The organism is Geodermatophilus sp. URMC 64, from assembly GCF_053502555.1.
On sequence record NZ_CP199955.1, the window covers coordinates 1,283,739 to 1,300,020 of the forward strand.

A 16,282-nucleotide genomic window follows, 5' to 3' on the forward strand; every position below is an offset into this window, starting at 1 on the left:
GCCGTCGTACCCGGCGGTTACGGTTCGGTCGTGAGCACGGAAGCGGAGATCGATGCACCGCAGGTCGCGGCGGTAGGTGACCGGGAGGACCTCACCGAGGTCCCCGACGACGCGCGCACGCGCCACCGGGACCTGTCCGAGCTGCTGGACAAGTACGCGTTCGCCTACTACGTCCGCGACGAGCCGCTGGTCAGCGACGGTCAGTACGACGAGCTCATGGGCGAGCTCAAGACGATCGAGTCCGCCCACCCCGCGCTGGTCACGCCGGACTCGCCGAGCCAGAAGGTCAACGGCGGGTTCACCGCCACCTTCGCCCCGGTGCAGCACCTGGAGCGGATGCAGAGCCTGGACAACGCGTTCAGCAGCGACGAGCTCTCGGCCTGGGCCGCGCGCGTCGAGCGCGAGGTCGGCACCGGCGCCCGCTACCTGTGCGAGCTGAAGATCGACGGCCTGGCCGTGGCGCTGCTCTACGAGCGCGGCCGGCTGGTGCGGGCGGCCACCCGCGGCGACGGCGTCACCGGTGAGGACGTCACCGCCAACGTGCGCACGATGCAGGACGTCCCGCAGCAGCTGAGCGGGGACGACGTGCCCGAGCGGCTCGAGGTGCGCGGCGAGATCTACTTCCCGGTGGAGGCGTTCGCCGACCTGAACGCGTCGATGGTGGAGCAGGGCAAGGCGCCGTTCGCCAACCCGCGCAACGCCGCCGCCGGCTCGCTGCGGCAGAAGGACCCGCGGGTCACCGCCTCGCGGCGGCTGCGGCTGATCGTGCACGGCCTCGGCGTCCACGACGGATGGCAGCCCGAGCGGCAGTCCGAGGCCTACGCCCGGCTGCGCGAGCTCGGCCTGCCGACCAGCGACCGGTTCCAGGTGGTCGACGACCTCGAGGGCGTCTGGGCCTACATCGAGAACTACCGCGAGAACCGGCACTCCGTCGAGCACGAGATCGACGGCGTCGTCGTCAAGGTCGACCAGGTGGCGCTGCAGCGCCGGCTCGGGTCGACCTCCCGCGCGCCGCGCTGGGCGATCGCGTTCAAGTACCCGCCCGAGGAGGCGACCACGAAGCTCCTCGACGTCCGGGTCAACGTCGGCCGCACCGGCCGGGTCACCCCGTTCGCGTTCATGGAGCCGGTCAAGGTCGCCGGCTCCACCGTCCAGCTGGCGACGCTGCACAACGCCAGCGAGGTCAAGCGCAAGGGCGTGCTCATCGGCGACACCGTCGTCATCCGCAAGGCGGGCGACGTCATCCCCGAGGTCCTCGGCCCAGTCGTCGCGGCGCGGACCGGCGACGAGCGCGAGTTCGTCATGCCGACGCACTGCCCCGAGTGCGGCTCGGAGCTGCGGCCGGAGAAGGAGGGCGACGCCGACATCCGCTGCCCCAACGCCCGGTCCTGCCCCGCGCAACTCCGCGAGCGCGTCTTCCACGTCGCCGGCCGCGGTGCGTTCGACATCGAGAACCTCGGCTACGAGGCCGCGGTGGCGCTGCTGCAGAGCTCCCTGCTGCAGGACGAGGGCGACCTCTTCTTCCTCGACGCCGCGAAGCTCGAGCAGACCGACTTCTTCACCAAGAAGGACGGCACGCTGTCGGCCAACGGGCAGAAGCTGCTGGTCAACCTCGAGACCCGCAAGGACGTCCCGCTCTGGCGGGTGCTGGTGGCCCTGTCGATCCGGCACGTCGGCCCGACCGCCGCCCAGGCGCTGGCCCGTGACTTCCGCTCGCTGGACCGGATCGCCGAGGCGAGCGAGGAGGAGCTGGCCGCGGCCGACGGCGTCGGTCCGACGATCGCGAAGTCCATCCGCGACTGGTTCGCCGTCGACTGGCACCGCGAGGTCGTCGAGAAGTGGAAGGCCGCCGGCGTGCGCATGGCCGACGAGGGGGAGGACGCCGGGCCCGGTCCGCTGACCGGCGTCACCGTCGTCGTCACCGGGTCGCTGCGCGACTACAGCCGCGACCAGGCCACCGCCGCGATCCAGGAGCGCGGCGGCAAGGTCACCGGCTCGGTCAGCAAGAAGACCGGCTTCGTCGTGGTCGGCGCCGACCCGGGCAGCAAGTACGACAAGGCCGTGCAGGTCAAGGTGCCGATCCTGGACGACGACGGCTTCCGCGTGCTGCTCGAGCAGGGGCCGGACGCGGCCCGGGAGGTGGCCACCATCGGCGACGGGAGCGAGCCGGCATGAGCCTGGACCTGGTCGAGCTGGAGGAGAGCGGCTGGCGGGCGCTCGCCGAGAGCGCCGAGGCGGCAGCGGACTTCTACGAGCGGACGCTGGACGCCTCGGTGGTCATGCTCTTCCCCGGCGGCGCGCGCATCGACGACCGCGCCGCGATCATCGCCTCGATGGGTGGCCCGCCCTGGTCCTCCTACGCGCTCGAGGACCCGCGGGTCCTCGAGCTCACGCCGGACACCGGCCTGGTGACCTACGGCGTGGTGGCGCAGCGCGAGGGCAGCCCGGCCTACTCGGCGCTGATCAGCAGCCTCTACGTGCGGCGCCCGGACGGCTGGAAGCTGGCCTTCCACCAGCAGACGCCCCGCTGAGCCCGATCAGCCGGCGACGGCGTCGAGCACCTCGGCCCGGCTCGGTCCGGGCAGCGGATAGCGCGGCGCGCCCGCACCCAGCGCGCGGATCCGGGCGGCCACCGCCGGGTCCGTGAGCACCGAGGCCGCAGGCTCCAGGAGCACGGCCACTCGCAGCTGCATGCGCAGGGCGTCCGGATCGGCCAGCGAGGCGGCCGCCAGCGCCTTCGTCGTCCCCCAGCCCGGGTCGTCGGTCTCGTACGGTCGGCCGGCGATCTCGCCCGCGAGTTCCGCGAGGCGGTGCCGGTCGAAGGCGAGCGTGGCCCGGTACATCGGCTCCACGAAGGCGGCGGTCGCGTCGTCGAAGCTCCGGACCACCTTCTCCGCGTCGGCCAGGTCGACCTCGCGCAGCACCTGCCGCAGTGCCCGAGCATGGGCGGCGCCGATCGACGTGCCGCGCCCCAGCGCGGGGTTGGTGCGGGCCCACACGTCCCCCAGCAGAACGACCCCGGTGACCACCGGGTCGCCGTCGACGAACAGTCGGCGCTGCCGATCGCCGAGGCCGGGCATCACGTCGACCCCGGTGAACGCCTCGACCCGGGGGCCGGTCTCTGCCCAGTGCGCGACCAGCGGGCACCGGGCGAGGGCGGCGTGCCAGGCGGCGGGGTCCCGCAGCCCGCGCAGAGCGTGGTCGGTGGAGCTGGTCACGATCCCCACGGACCAGGTGCCGTTGTCGGCGGGGAGCGTGACGACGGAGAACGGCGCGTAGTGCTGGAGGACCGGCCCCATCGACGGCGGGATGCCGCCGTCGACCGACCGGAAGTGCCGGCTGTAGTAGACGAAGCCGCAGTCGTCCCGCTCCTCCACCGGCGGCCGGGCGCCGATCGCGGTCAGCCAGTCCGTCACCTTGGCGCGGCGGCCGCGGCAGTCGACGACGAGGTCCCCGGTGATCCGCTCGCCGTCACCCGTCCGGACGCCGGCCACGTGCGGCACGCCCGGCGCGGTCGGTGCCCCCGGCAGGAAGCCGCTGACCGCGACGCCCCGGCGGATCTCCAGGCCCGGGGTGCGCGCCGCTCCCGCTGCCAGCACTGCCTCGAGCACCGGCCGGCGGGCCGTGATGGTCCCGAAGCGGTCATCGCCCGGGCGCATCGGGCCACGGCGCGCCTCGGGCACCTCGGCGAGCAGGTTCAGCCGCGCCGCACCGGCCGCGACAAGCTCCGCCAGCACCTCGGGAAGCGTCTCCTGCAGCTCCGCCCGCCAGCGCGGCAGCATGAAGTGCAGCTGGCGGAACTGGCCGACGCCCGGCCGCTCCCACCGGGTCCACGCCTGCGCGGGCGGCGGTGGCGTGGCCGGGTCGCGCTCCAGCACGGTCACCTCGTGGCCGTCGCGCGCCAGCAGCATCGCCGTGACCAGTCCGTTCATGCCGGCGCCGAGCACCGTGATCCTCGCCATCGCTGGTCCCTCCTCCGGATCGGTGTGCCGGAGGATGGGTCCGGGCGGTGCCCGGTCTCCAGGTCAGACGGTGCTCAGTCGCTGCTCACCCGGGGCCGGTCGGGGACGGGGGAGCACGGTCTCGCCGATCTCCACGGCCCAGAGCAGCTCGATCAGCTCCTCGACCGCGGCCGCCAGGTGCCTGCGGTACGTGCTGAAGGGCAGTCCGAGCACCTCCGCCGCGGCCTCCTGGGTCGGTGCGGGCCGGACGAACGTCCGGTCGAGCACCCGGCGGAGCCGGTCGCCCCGCGGCCGATGCCCGAGCGCATCCACCGCATGCAGGATCGCCGCGCGCAGCGCCGCGCCCGGCCCTTCGGTCGTGCCCCGGACCAGCCGGGACCCCAGCAGCGGGCTCTGCGCGAGGCGGTCGTCGCGATGCAGGTCGCGCAGGGCAGCCCGTACCGCGGCGGCGAAGTCCTCGCGCCCCAGCGGAACCGGCCGGAGCAGCTGCGCAGGCGGCGGACCGGTGGCGCCGGTCCGCTCCCGGTCGTGCATGAGGTCCATCCAGCTGTCCGGCGGCAGCCGGCGGAAGTCGATGCCGTGGAGCACGTGCCGCCGTCCGTTGGTCTCCACCTCGGTGATCCGCTGCATCGCGATGTAGTCGAAGAACGGTCCCCAGAACTCCTCGTCGGTGGGTGCGGTGAACCCCCAGGCCAGCGGCCGGGTCAGCCAGGTCATCAGCGCCGCGACGGGTCCGGCCAGCACGGCGTACGGGTCCCGCTCCGATTCGCGCGCGCCGCCCAGGAACCGGGTGAGGTGGATCAGCTCGCCGGGCCGGGCGGGCGCCGTCCGCTCGACGTGCTGCAGCACGGCGCGCACGACCGGATCCTGCCGCTCCAGCGCCGAGCCGGTCGGGTGCAGCAGGCCGATGGCGTAGCCGGCCACGTCGCCGTCCTGCCGCACCACCTGCAGGCAGTCGGGCACCTCGGCCAGCCACCGGCGGGCCAGGTCGGCGTTGTCCCGGCCGAGGAACCGCTCGACGAGCGCGATCACCTGCGGGTGGTCCTCGGGCGTGCCCGGGGCGACGGCCGCCGAGCCGCGGCTGCGCAGCGTCCAGAGGACGCCGGTCAGCGGGCTGTGCCGGTGGAGGAAGAGCAACTGCTGCGCGGCGTGCTGCCGCTCCGGACCGCTGGCCGCGCGGATCTCACCGACGACGCGGTCGTGGACGATCCGGTGCAGCCGCCGCTGCCGTTCGGGGGAGCGCCGGTCCAGCTCGGCGGTCAGCACGTCCCGCGCCAGGTCGTGCAGGATCAGGCCGCGCGGCCCGCGCGACACGTACGGCTGGCGGGCCAGCCAGTCCCACACCTCCGGCGCCGCGTCGCCCACCGTCTGCGCCAGCAGGTCCTCGGTCGTCGACCACGCCACCGTGCAGGTGGCCAGCCCCATCGCGTGCGCCTCACCGGGCACCTGGCTGACCACGCCCTCGAGCAGCGCCGAGACCAGATCCGGCGCGGCGGCCAGCTCGCTGGGCAGCGGCCCCTCGGCGACGGCGTCGGCGAGCATGGCCAGCGCCAGAGGATGCCCGCGGCTGAGCGACACGAGCGCGCCGTGCCGGTCGGCGGGCACGCCGGAGCGGACCAGGAACTCCACGCTCTCCCGCTCGCTCAGGCAGTCCAGCCCCAGCACCGCCCCGAGCTCGCACCATCCGGGCAGCCGCCGCCACGCGGGGTCGGGTGCGTCCCGGCCGGCGAGCACCGCGAGGCCGTCACCGGGGAGGTCCGGCAGCAGCTCCCGGCGGATCCACCGGTCGGCCGGGGTCAGCTGCTCGTAGTGGTCGACGAACAGCGCGAGCCCGGAGAGCTCGTCGAGCCGCGGCGGACCGCTGGGCAGCGCCCGGGCCAGCGCGGCGCGCACGCCCTCGGGGGAGGGGTCCACCTCCCGGCCGTCGATGAGCACCGCCGGACGGCCCGCGGCGAGAGCGCGGCACCGGAACTCGTCGAGCAGGGTCGACTTGCCGATCCCGCCCTCACCGTGCACCAGGAAGATCCGCTGCGGCGTCCGGCCGCGCAGCGCGTCGGTGAAGCGTGCGAGCTCCGCCTCGCGGCCCACGAACGTGCGCCGGCCGGCCGCGTCGAGCACCTCTCCGAGCCGCATCGCTGGCATCCATCCGGTCGAGTCGGTGGACGCCTCGATGACACCGCATCAGGGCCGCGATGGCTACGGCCCACGGCCCGATCAGGCGGGCGGGAGGTGCGCCACGGTCCCGGCGATGCCGGTGAGGTGGGCCAGCCGGAGCAGCTCCGAGCGGCGGTACGCGGGACCGCCGGAGCGGCCGAGCACCACCGCCGCCCGCCGGCCGAACGGCGCGGCCATCATCTCGATGGCCATCTCCCGCCACCGCTCGGGCAGCCAGTCCTCGTCGCTCGGCAGCAGCCGCGGCGCGGTCAGCGGCATCCACGGCACGGTCATCCCCTCGAACGCCGGCGCCGCCTCCGAGGCCGCCAGCACCTCGCACGCCTCCGGGGCGCCGCCGGTCAGCAGGACCGCCCACCCGCTGTGGAAGACCCGCGGCAGCTCGGCCGCCAGGAGCTTCTCCGCCGTCCCGTCGGCCGCGCGGGCCAGCTCGTCGAGCAGGTCCAGCTCACGGTGGGTGTCCAGCGTGCCGGAGAACGGCCGCAGCGACTCCACCTCGACGCCCGGCACGGTCCGGGCGGTGGTGATCAGGCTGTCGGGCAACCGGCCCGCCGGCAGCTCCACGACGACGTCGTCGACGGCCAGGCCGCCCGCGCGCTCGAGGACGTCGAGGGAGACGATGTCGATGCCGGCGTCGCCGAGCGCCGTGGCGACGGCGCCCAGGATGCCCGGGCGGTCGGGGACCACGAGGCGCAGGAGATAGGACACGGTTCCTCCGGGACGTCCATGCTGTCAGCCACTGCCGGTGCTGGCCATCTCCGTCGATCGCCGGTCCTCGTCAGCTTCCCGCATGCACCCGCCCCGGGTCGAGCACACCCCCCTCCCACGTACAGTGACGGGGTTGCATTCCTGGATCCGGCGCGGTGCGCACCAGCGCCGCCGAAGTGGAGTTCGCGCCGCAGTGAACAAGCTCTCCCGGGACGAGGTCGCCCACCTGGCGCGCCTGGCCCGCCTCGCCGTGACCGACGAGGAGCTCGACGTCTTCGCCGGCCAGCTCGACGTCATCCTGGACGCCGTCGCGCGGGTGGGTGAGGCGGCGGCCGAGGACGTCGCCCCGACCACGCACGCCGTTCCGATGACCAACGTCTTCCGGCCCGACGTCGTCACCCCGTGCCTGCCGCGGGACGTCGTCCTCGCCCAGGCCCCCGCCGCGGAGGACGACCGCTTCCGCGTGCCGCGGATCCTCGGGGAGGAAGCGTGATGACAGCCGAGGGAGCATCGCAGGGAGCGCCAGCGACCGAGGAGCGGACCGAGGCGCGGAATCACGCGGGAGGTGTGGCGTGACCACCGACCTGACCCGTGCCGACGTCGCCGAGCTGACCCGGCTGCTCTCCTCCGGCGAGGCCAGCGCCGTCGAGGTCACCCAGGCCCACCTCGACCGGATCGCTGCCGAGGACGGCCGCATCGCCGCCTACCTGCACGTCGACGCCGACGCGGCACTCAAGCAGGCCGGCGACATCGACGCCGCCCGCGCCGCCGGCGCCGAGCTCGGCCCGCTGGCCGGGGTGCCGCTGGCGCTCAAGGACGTGTTCGTCACCGAGGGCGTCCCCTCGACCAGCGGCTCGAAGATCCTCGAGGGCTGGCGGCCGCCGTACGACGCCACGGTCGCCGCGCGGCTCAAGGCCGCCGGCACTGTGCTGCTCGGCAAGACCAACATGGACGAGTTCGCGATGGGCTCCTCCACCGAGAACTCCGCCTACGGCCCCACCCGCAACCCGTGGGACCTCGACCGGGTCCCCGGCGGCTCCTCGGGCGGGTCCTCCGCGGCGGTCGCCGGCTTCCTCGCCCCGTGGGCGCTGGGCACCGACACCGGTGGCTCGATCCGCCAGCCCGCCGCGGTCACCGGCCTGGTCGGGCACAAGCCCACCTACGGCTCGGTGTCCCGGTACGGGCTGATCGCGTTCTCCTCCAGCCTGGACCAGGCCGGGCCGATGGCGCGCACCGTCCTCGACGCCGCCGTCCTGCACGAGGCGATCGGCGGGCACGACCCGTGCGACTCCACGAGCATCGACGCCCCGCTGCCGCCGCTGGCCGAGTGCGCCCGCCGCGGCGCCGACGGCGACCTCTCCGGGCTGCGCGTCGGGGTCGTCCGGGAGCTCGGCGGCGAGGGGCACACCGACGGCTACGAGCCCGGCGTCCTCGCCCGGTTCGCCGAGGGCGTCGAGCAGCTGCGGCGCATGGGGGCCGAGGTCACCGAGGTCTCCTGCCCGGCCTTCGACCTGGGCCTGGCCGCTTACTACCTGATCGCGCCGAGCGAGGCGTCGTCCAACCTGGCCCGCTTCGACGGCGTCCGTTACGGGCTGCGGGTCGGCGACGACGGCGTCAACGACCTCGACACGGTCATGGCGCTGACCCGCGAGCAGGGCTTCGGCCCCGAGGTGAAGCGCCGCATCATCCTCGGTACCTACGCGCTCTCCAGCGGCTACTACGAGGCCTACTACGGCCAGGCGCAGAAGGTGCGCACGCTGATCAGCCGCGACTTCTCCGGCGCGTTCGACGGCTGCGACGTCCTGGTCAGCCCGACCACGCCCACCGTCGCGTTCCCGCTCGGCGCCCGCGTCGACGACCCGCTGGCGATGTACGCGGCCGACCTGTGCACCCTGCCGGCGAGCCTGGCCGGGCTGCCGGCCATCTCGGTTCCCTGCGGGCTGTCCGAGGGGCTGCCGGTCGGCTTCCAGATCATGGCGCCGGCGCTGGCCGATGACCGCTGCTACCGGGTGGCCGCGGCCCTCGAGGCCGCCCAGGACGCCGCCCGCGGGCACCGGCTGCTCGACGAGCTGGCCGCCCGCGAGGCCGCGGCGTGAGCGGCCCGATGAAGGCCGCCTGGGCCCTGACGGCGTTCGTCGTGATCGCCGGGCTGGTGCTCTGGCTGACCACCGGGCGGGTCGTCTTCGTGGTCTTCGTCGTCCTCGGTCTCCTCACCGGCGTGGGCGCGTGGATCACCGGCCGCGCGGAGAAGAACAGCAAGAGGGAGACGCCGTGACGACGACGACCGGGGAGCGGCTGGTCGACTACGACGACCTGCTGACCCGCTACGAGCCGGTGATCGGGCTGGAGACGCACGTCGAGCTCGGCACCGCCTCGAAGATGTTCTGCGGGTGCTCGACCACCTTCGGCGCCGAGCCCAACACCCAGACCTGCCCGGTCTGCCTGGGCCTGCCGGGCTCGCTGCCGGTGGCCAACGCGGCCGCGATCGAGGCGACGATCCGCATCGGCCTGGCCCTGGGCTGCCGCATCGCCACGTGGTGCCGGTTCGCGCGGAAGAACTACTTCTACCCGGACATCCCCAAGGGGTTCCAGACCAGCCAGTACGACGAGCCGCTGTGCACCGCCGGGCACCTGGACGTCGAGGTGGACGGCGAGACCTACCGGGTCGAGATCGAGCGGGTGCACCTCGAGGAGGACACCGGCAAGAACCTGCACGTCGGTGGCTCGACGGGGCGGATCCACGGAGCCGACCACTCGCTGATCGACTACAACCGGGCCGGCATCCCGCTGGTCGAGATCGTCACCCGGCCGATCCCCGGCGCCGGCGCCAAGGCGCCAGAGGTGGCCCGCGCCTACGTCACCGAGCTGCGCGACATCCTGCTGGCCCTCGGCGTCTCCGAGGTGCGCATGGAGCAGGGCAACCTGCGCTCCGACGTCAACACCTCGCTGGCCCCGATCGGCAGCCTGGAGTGGGGCACCCGCACCGAGACGAAGAACGTGAACTCGCTGCGGTCGGTGGAGCGCGCCGTCCGCTTCGAGATGCGCCGGCAGGCCGCCGTCCTCGACTCCGGTGAGCGGGTGCTCCAGGAGACCCGCCACTTCCACGAGGACACCGGGACGACGTCGCCCGGCCGCAGCAAGGAGGAGGCGACCGACTACCGGTACTTCCCCGAGCCCGACCTGGTGCCGATCGCCCCGGATCCCGAGTGGGTGGAGAAGCTGACCGCAGCCCTGCCCGAGCTGCCGGCCGCCCGCCGGGCCCGGCTGCGCGAGGAGTGGGGGCTGTCGGACACCGAGATGGCCTGGCTGGTCAACGCCGGCGCGCTGGGCCTGGTCGCCGACACCGTGGCGGCCGGCGCCTCGCCCGCCGACGCGCGCAAGTGGTGGCTGGGCGAGCTGGCCCGCCGCGCCAACGACGCCGGGGTCGACCTCGCCGAGCTGCCGGTCACCCCGCGCCAGGTCGCCGAGCTCACCCGGCTGGTGGCCGAGGGCACGGTCAACGACCAGCTGGCGCGGCAGGCGCTCGACGGCGTCCTGGCCGGCGAGGGCGATCCGGCCGCGGTCGTGGCGTCCCGCGGGCTGGCGGTCATGGGGGAGTCAGACGAGCTGGTCGCCGCGGTCGAGGCGGCCATCGCGGGCGCGCCCGACGTGGTCGAGAAGGTCCGCGGCGGCAAGGTGGCCGCCCTGGGCGCGCTCGTCGGCCAGGTCATGAAGGCCACGAAGGGCAAGGCCGACGCCCCGACCGTGAAGCGCATGCTCGAGGAGCGCGTGCTGGGCTAGCCGGGGGTTTCGCGCGCTCGAGCACGCGTACTCGATCGCGCGAAACCGCGGTCTACAACGGGCTGTCCCCGCCGCTCGTGGGCGGGATGATCCGCAGCACCTTGTCGTCGCCGTCCCGCGGGATGCCGATGCCGTCGCGGTTGGACGTGGTCACCCACAGCCCGCCCTGCGGGTCGAGGACGGCGGTGCGCAGCCGGCCGTAGGTGCCCGACAGGAAGTCCTCCGGCTCGTCGACGACGGCGCCCTGGTCGTCCATGGTCGCGATGGAGATCCGCTCGCCCTCGAGCATGCCGAGGAACACCGTCTGCCCGGACACCGCGCAGCCGCCCGGCCCGCCCGCGGCGGACGGGAAGGTGACCAGGGGGTCGACCCTGCCCGTGTTCAGGGTCGGCCAGCCGTAGTCGCCGTCGGGGACGATCGCGTTCAGCTCGTCGGTGCCGGTCACCGAGTCGTCGGTGGCGAACAGGGTCTCGTCCCCGCCCAGGCAGAGCACGGTCACGTTCGCCAGCCCCCGGGCGTGCACAAGGCCGGCGCCCACCGGCTGGCCGAACACGTCGACGTGCAGCACCTTGCCGGCTAGGGACTGCGGGTCCTGGGCCAGGACGGCGTTGCCGGTGTCGCCGGTGCCCACGTAGAGGGTGCCGTCGAGGCCGAACAGCAGCCCCCCGCCGTTGTGCGTCTCGCCCCGCGGGATCCCGGTCAGCACCGGGTTCGGCGTGCCGCCGATCGGGAAGCGCACCACGCGGTTGTCCGTGGCCGTGGAGATGTAGGCGTAGAGCAGGCCGTCCTCGGCGAACGTGGGGGAGAGGGCCAGGCCGAGCAGGCCGCCGTCGCCGGCGGTGTCGACGCCGGCCACCGTCATGAGCTCTCGCGCCGGCGCTCGGTCGGGGAAGACCTGCAGCAGCCGGCCGGTCTCGCGCTCGCCGACGATCGCCGTCCCGTCGGGGAGCACGACCAGGCCGGTCGGCACGTTCAGGTCGGTGGCCACCACGTTGGGGTCGCCGGCCTGCTCGCCTGACCCGGGATCGGCCGGCTGGCCGGGGGCCGGCGCCGGCACGGAGTCCGACGGCGGCCCGACCTCGGGCGGCGCGCCCTCGGGGAGGGGCCGCCAGGGGCCGTCCTGCTGGTAGCCGTCGGTGCCGCAGGCGGCCAGCGCCGTGGCCAGGGCGAGGGCGGCGAGCAGCCGGGACGCGCGGCCCGCCGTCCGTCTCCTCACCCGGTTCACAGTACGTGCGGCGGGCGCCCAGGGGAGGCTGACGGCCCCGGTCGGCGGGCGCGCGGACCGCGCGGGCTAGCTTCGGGCGCGTGCCCCACGCCCCCACCGGCACCGACGTCGTCGGCCCCGACGAGACCCTGTCCGTGCTCGTCCCCTCGACCGCGCTCGCCCGCGCGGTCGAGGCGCTCTCCCCGCGGGTGCGGGCGCACCGGTTCGACCCGGCCGACGGGCTGCCCACCGGGGAGGCGGCGGACTCGCAGGTCCTCGTCCCGCGGGGCGGCGGCTTCCTGCCCGACGAGCTGTTCGCTGCGCTTCCGCGGCTGCGCCTGGTGCAGCTGATGAGCGCCGGTGCGGAGAAGTTCGTCGGCCGGATGCCCGAGGGCGTCGTGCTGTGCAACGCCCGAGGGGCGCACACCCCGTCGACCGCCGAGTGGGCGGTGACGGCGACCCTCGCCGCGCTGCGCGGCATCCCGGAGTTCGTCCGCGCGCAGGACGCCGGCCGGTGGTCGCCGAGCACCCAGCGGTCGCTGGTCGGGGCGCGGGTGCTGATCGTCGGCGCCGGCGACATCGGGCAGGCGATCGGCCGGATGATGGCCGGCTTCGACGTCGAGCTCACCTACGTGGCGCGCACGGCGCGGGACGGCGTCCACCCGACCGCGGAGCTGCCGCGGCTGCTCCCGGATGCCGACGTCGTCGTCCTGATCGTCCCGGTGACGCCGGAGACCACGGGCATGGTCGACGCCCGGTTCCTCGCCGCGATGAAGGACGGCGCGCTGCTGGTCAACGCCGCGCGGGGCGTGGTCGTCGACACCGACGCGCTGGTGGCCGAGCTGACCGGCGGGCGGCTGCGCGCGGCCCTGGACGTCACCGACCCCGAGCCGCTGCCCGAGGGGCATCCGCTGTGGTCGGCGCCCGGCCTGCTGCTCACCCCGCACGTCGCCGGCGCGGTGCCGGAGACCAACGCCCGCGCCGCCGCGGCGGTCACCGACCAGCTCACCCGCGTGCTCGAGGGCCGACCGCTGGTCAACGTCGTCCGCGCCTACTGAGGCTGCCTACTGAGGCTGGGGGATCCGCCCGCCGGAGAGCTCGGACAGCCGGGGGAGGTCCCGGGCGCGCAGCACGGGCAGCGCCACCTCGGTGCCGCCGGTGGTGACCAGCCACAGGTCGCCGCGCTCGCCCACCCGGATGCCGGCCAGCTCCTGCCACCGCACCGTCCGTGCGCCGGCGATCTGGCGGGCGGTGATGCCGTCGTCGTCGATGTCCACGCCCACGCGCAGGACCCAGGCGCCGGCCAGCAGCGGCAGCAGCAGGACGACGAGTGCCCACGGGGTCGCCGCGGCGAACGGGATGACGCAGATGAGGAGGATGACGACCGGCAGCAGCGCCGTCCGGCTCATCCGCAAGCGTGCTGGAACGGCCACGAGCACCCATGGTCCCAGACGTCGCCCGCCGCACCGCTCGCCGACGGGCCTACCCTGTCGGCGCGTGAGCGAGCTTGCGAGCTCACCAAGGGCACAGCACGAGCTCGTCACGAGGCGACGAGCGCCAGCGAGGAGTTCGAGTGACGAGCGTCGAGGACCGACCCACCAGCACCCAGACCGCCGACCTCAAGCCGCGCAGCCGCGAGGTGACCGACGGCATCACCCGGGCGCCACAGCGGGCGATGCTCCGTGCCGTCGGGATGGGCGACGACGACTGGGACAAGCCGCAGATCGGTGTCGCGTCGTCCTGGAACGAGATCACCCCGTGCAACCTCTCGCTGGACCGGCTGGCCAAGCGCGCCAAGGAGGGCGTGCACGCCGCCGGCGGCTACCCGCTGGAGTTCGGCACGATCTCGGTCTCCGACGGCATCTCGATGGGGCACGAGGGCATGCGGGCCTCGCTGGTCAGCCGCGAGGTCATCGCCGACTCGGTCGAGACGGTCATGTTCGCCGAGCGGCTCGACGGCTCGGTGCTGCTGGCCGGCTGCGACAAGTCGCTGCCCGGCATGCTCATGGCCGCCGCCCGCCTCGACCTGGCCAGCGTCTTCCTCTACTCGGGCTCGACCCTGCCCGGCCGGCTCGGCGACCGGGACAACCTGACGATCATCGACGTCTTCGAGGGCGTCGGTGCCTGCGCGCGGGGTCTGATCACCCCTGACGAGCTGGCCGAGATCGAGAAGGCCGCCTGCCCGGGCCAGGGCTCCTGCGGCGGCATGTACACCGCCAACACGATGGCCAGCGTCGCCGAGGCGCTCGGCATGGCCCTGCCCGGGTCGGCCGCCCCGCCGGCCCCCGACAGCCGCCGCGACGCGTTCGCCGTCGCCTCCGGCGAGGCCGTGGTCAACCTGCTGCGCAAGGGCATCACCGCGCGCCAGATCATGACCAGGCAGGCGTTCGAGAACGCGATCACCGTCGTCATGGCGCTCGGCGGCTCGACCAACGCCGTCCTGCACCTGTTGGCGATCGCGCACGAGGCGCAGGTCGACCTGACCCTCGAGGACTTCAACCGGATCGGCGACCGCACGCCGCACCTGGCCGACGTGAAGCCCTTCGGCCGCTTCGTCATGACCGACATCGACCGCGTCGGCGGCGTGCCGGTCGTGCTGCGGGCGCTGCTCGACGCGGGCCTGCTGCACGGCGACACGCTCACCGTCACCGGCAAGACCATGGCCGAGAACCTCGCCGAGATCGCCCCGCCGGACCTCGACGGCACGATCGTCCACGCGATGAGCAACCCGATCCACAAGACCGGCGGCCTGACCATCCTGCGCGGCTCGCTGGCACCGGAGGGGGCCGTCGTGAAGTCGGCCGGGTTCGACGCCGATGTCTTCGAGGGCACCGCGCGGGTGTTCGACGGCGAGCAGGGTGCGATGGACGCCGTCACCGAGGGCACCCTGAAGTCCGGGGACGTCGTCGTCATCCGCTACGAGGGCCCCCGGGGCGGCCCGGGCATGCGGGAGATGCTCGCCGTGACCGGCGCGATCAAGGGCGCCGGCCTCGGCAAGGACGTGCTGCTGCTCACCGACGGCCGCTTCTCCGGCGGGACGACGGGCCTGTGCATCGGCCACGTCGCACCCGAGGCCACCGACGGCGGCCCGATCGCGTTCGTGCAGGACGGCGACCGGATCCGGCTCGACCTCACCACCCGCACGCTCGACCTGCTGGTGGACGACGACGAACTGGCGCGCCGCCAGCAGGGCTGGGCGCCGCCGGCGCCGCGTTACACCACCGGCGTGCTCGCCAAGTACGCCAAGCTGGTGGGCTCCGCGGCCCAGGGCGCCATCTGCGGCTGACGCCGTTCGCGCCGGCGCGCCGAGAAGGCACTCCGTGCACGCCTGCCCGGTGTGTCCGCACGTGTCTCCTGCACGGAATGCCTTCTCGGCGGTCACGGGCGCCAGCCGCGGCTGAACAGCGCCCGCCGCGTGCGGTCGACGACCGTCGTGGGACGGGCGAGGTGGCGGCCGGCGTAGCGCAGGACGAGCCACCCGTCGGCCGCCATCAGGGAGTAGCGGTCGATGTCCTGACCGAACTGCCTGGCGTCGGCGTGATGGCGCCCCTCGTACTCGAGCGCCACCTTCCACTCCTCGTAGCCGAGGTCGGCATGGACGACGGCGCAGCCCCAGCGGTCGGTCAGAGGGATCTGCGGCCGCGGAACCGGCAGGCCGGCGTCGTGGAGCCAGTACCGGACCAGGCTCTCCGGGCGTGACTGCGCCTTGTCGGTGAGCAGCGGAGCGCACGCCCGGGACCGCACCACCCCCCGGGCGCCGTGGGCCCGGCCCAGGCGTGCCGCGAGGGCCGGAGCGGTCAGCTGCTTCGCGCGCATCAGCCCGTCGCCGACCGCCACCAGCTCGGCAGGCGGCAGCCGCGCCGCCAGGTCTACGAAGGTCTGCGCGCCACTGGTCACCCGCAGGCCGGAGACGTCGGTGACGTCCTCGCTGCGCAGATCCCGCACGTGACCCTCAAGCCCACGCCGGCGGGGGAGCACCGGCCGGGGGCGCAACGCGATCTGCACGGCGGAGGGCGGGTCGACGTCCGCCATCAGCAGCGCGGCCGCCGTCTCCAGGCCGAACGCGGCGTCGGGAGGCAGCAGCCGGGTCCAGGCGCGGCAGCGGACGAGCAGGGTGGGGGACACCGCGCGGCTCACGTAGGGCCCGCGGGCGATCGGCTCCCCGTCGAGCGCGATCTGGCCGCGGGTGGCGCCCCGCGCCCGCGCCTCTCGCCAGGTGTACTCGGTGCCGAGGGGGACGTCGTCCATGCGCCGACGGTGGGGACGGCGCGGGGCCCGTGGTGCCCATGCGGCCGTCTTGGGGACTTCCCGCCCGGCTGTGGAGAGCCGAGAAGGCGATCCGTGCACGCCCCCGCGGCGTGTCCGCGCGTGTCCCGTGCACGGATCACGTTCTCGTCGTGAACGCCCCCCTGAGCCGTTCGGGGGACACCCCCCGAACGGGTGACGGCCGGTCGGT

The 16,282-nt window shown here is 74.4% G+C and carries 14 protein-coding genes; 8 read left to right on the forward strand and 6 right to left on the reverse strand.

The genetic code is table 11. From position 1 onward, the window contains the following. The first annotated feature begins 30 nt into the window (after positions 1–30). On the forward strand, positions 31–2,175 hold the full coding sequence (ligA, locus tag ACWIYF_RS06365; protein ID WP_448627276.1) for an NAD-dependent DNA ligase LigA: 2,145 nt from the start codon (positions 31–33) through the stop codon (positions 2,173–2,175). After that, a complete protein-coding gene (locus tag ACWIYF_RS06370) occupies positions 2,172–2,531 on the forward strand; it encodes a DUF4440 domain-containing protein (protein ID WP_448627277.1) in 360 nt (119 codons plus the stop codon). Before ligA ends, ACWIYF_RS06370 begins: the two co-directional genes overlap by 4 nt. Positions 2,532–2,537: 6 nt before the next feature. On the opposite strand, the gene ACWIYF_RS06375 is transcribed toward ACWIYF_RS06370, so the two are convergent. The 3 genes from ACWIYF_RS06375 to ACWIYF_RS06385 all read right to left on the reverse strand — a co-directional run bounded on the left by ACWIYF_RS06375 (position 2,538) and on the right by ACWIYF_RS06385 (position 6,842). Continuing rightward, complete coding sequence (locus ACWIYF_RS06375; protein ID WP_448627278.1) at positions 2,538–3,962, reverse strand: FAD-dependent oxidoreductase; 1,425 nt, start codon at positions 3,960–3,962, stop codon at positions 2,538–2,540. A gap of 63 nt (positions 3,963–4,025) precedes the next feature. Continuing rightward, entirely contained in the window at positions 4,026–6,095 is a 2,070-nt protein-coding gene (locus ACWIYF_RS06380; RefSeq protein WP_448627279.1) for an AAA family ATPase, read from the reverse strand. An 81-nt stretch (positions 6,096–6,176) separates the two neighbouring features. Next, a complete protein-coding gene (locus tag ACWIYF_RS06385) occupies positions 6,177–6,842 on the reverse strand; it encodes an ACT domain-containing protein (RefSeq protein WP_448627280.1) in 666 nt (221 codons plus the stop codon). A gap of 193 nt (positions 6,843–7,035) precedes the next feature. Between ACWIYF_RS06385 and gatC the strand changes: the two genes are divergently transcribed. From gatC to gatB, 4 genes are all read left to right on the forward strand, one after another. Further along, on the forward strand, positions 7,036–7,335 hold the full coding sequence (gene gatC, locus ACWIYF_RS06390; protein WP_448627281.1) for an Asp-tRNA(Asn)/Glu-tRNA(Gln) amidotransferase subunit GatC: 300 nt from the start codon (positions 7,036–7,038) through the stop codon (positions 7,333–7,335). Between the two features lie 79 nt (positions 7,336–7,414). Next, a complete protein-coding gene (gene gatA / locus ACWIYF_RS06395) occupies positions 7,415–8,938 on the forward strand; it encodes an Asp-tRNA(Asn)/Glu-tRNA(Gln) amidotransferase subunit GatA (protein WP_448627282.1) in 1,524 nt (507 codons plus the stop codon). Next, entirely contained in the window at positions 8,935–9,117 is a 183-nt protein-coding gene (locus ACWIYF_RS06400) for a hypothetical protein (RefSeq protein WP_448627283.1), read from the forward strand. The genes gatA and ACWIYF_RS06400 overlap by 4 nt, the downstream gene beginning before the upstream one ends. Further along, on the forward strand, positions 9,114–10,622 hold the full coding sequence (gene gatB / locus ACWIYF_RS06405; protein WP_448627284.1) for an Asp-tRNA(Asn)/Glu-tRNA(Gln) amidotransferase subunit GatB: 1,509 nt from the start codon (positions 9,114–9,116) through the stop codon (positions 10,620–10,622). The genes ACWIYF_RS06400 and gatB overlap by 4 nt, the downstream gene beginning before the upstream one ends. Before the next feature lie 52 nt (positions 10,623–10,674). Here the strand turns inward: gatB and ACWIYF_RS06410 are convergent, their stop codons facing one another. Continuing rightward, the gene (locus ACWIYF_RS06410) at positions 10,675–11,838 is read right to left on the reverse strand and encodes a PQQ-dependent sugar dehydrogenase (protein WP_448627285.1); all 1,164 of its coding nucleotides are present in this window, start codon (positions 11,836–11,838) and stop codon (positions 10,675–10,677) included. A gap of 89 nt (positions 11,839–11,927) precedes the next feature. Between ACWIYF_RS06410 and ACWIYF_RS06415 the strand changes: the two genes are divergently transcribed. After that, positions 11,928–12,884 carry a 2-hydroxyacid dehydrogenase gene (locus ACWIYF_RS06415; protein ID WP_448627286.1) on the forward strand — a complete coding sequence of 319 codons (957 nt, stop codon included), beginning with the start codon at positions 11,928–11,930 and terminating at the stop codon, positions 12,882–12,884. A gap of 6 nt (positions 12,885–12,890) precedes the next feature. Here the strand turns inward: ACWIYF_RS06415 and ACWIYF_RS06420 are convergent, their stop codons facing one another. Next, positions 12,891–13,259, reverse strand: coding sequence for a PH domain-containing protein (locus ACWIYF_RS06420; RefSeq protein ID WP_448627287.1), 369 nt, complete (start codon positions 13,257–13,259; stop codon positions 12,891–12,893). A 140-nt stretch (positions 13,260–13,399) separates the two neighbouring features. On the opposite strand from ACWIYF_RS06420, the gene ilvD reads away from it, so the two are divergent. After that, on the forward strand, positions 13,400–15,112 hold the full coding sequence (gene ilvD, locus ACWIYF_RS06425; RefSeq protein ID WP_448627288.1) for a dihydroxy-acid dehydratase: 1,713 nt from the start codon (positions 13,400–13,402) through the stop codon (positions 15,110–15,112). Positions 15,113–15,204: 92 nt separating this feature from the next. Here ilvD and ACWIYF_RS06430 read toward each other — a convergent pair whose 3' ends face one another. Further along, positions 15,205–16,074 (reverse strand): hypothetical protein, encoded by an 870-nt coding sequence (locus ACWIYF_RS06430; protein WP_448627289.1) that lies wholly within the window; start codon positions 16,072–16,074, stop codon positions 15,205–15,207. Positions 16,075–16,282 lie beyond the last annotated feature (208 nt).

Bases quoted from the DNA above. Each gene is read 5' to 3' on its own strand.
- ACWIYF_RS06380 (WP_448627279.1), bottom strand. From the start codon at position 6,095: ATGCGGCTCGGAGAGGTGCTCGACGCGGCCGGCCGGCGCACGTTCGTG.
- ACWIYF_RS06370 (WP_448627277.1), top strand. From the start codon at position 2,172: ATGAGCCTGGACCTGGTCGAGCTGGAGGAGAGCGGCTGGCGGGCGCTC.
- ACWIYF_RS06430 (WP_448627289.1), bottom strand. From the start codon at position 16,074: ATGGACGACGTCCCCCTCGGCACCGAGTACACCTGGCGAGAGGCGCGG.
- ACWIYF_RS06375 (WP_448627278.1), bottom strand. From the start codon at position 3,962: ATGGCGAGGATCACGGTGCTCGGCGCCGGCATGAACGGACTGGTCACG.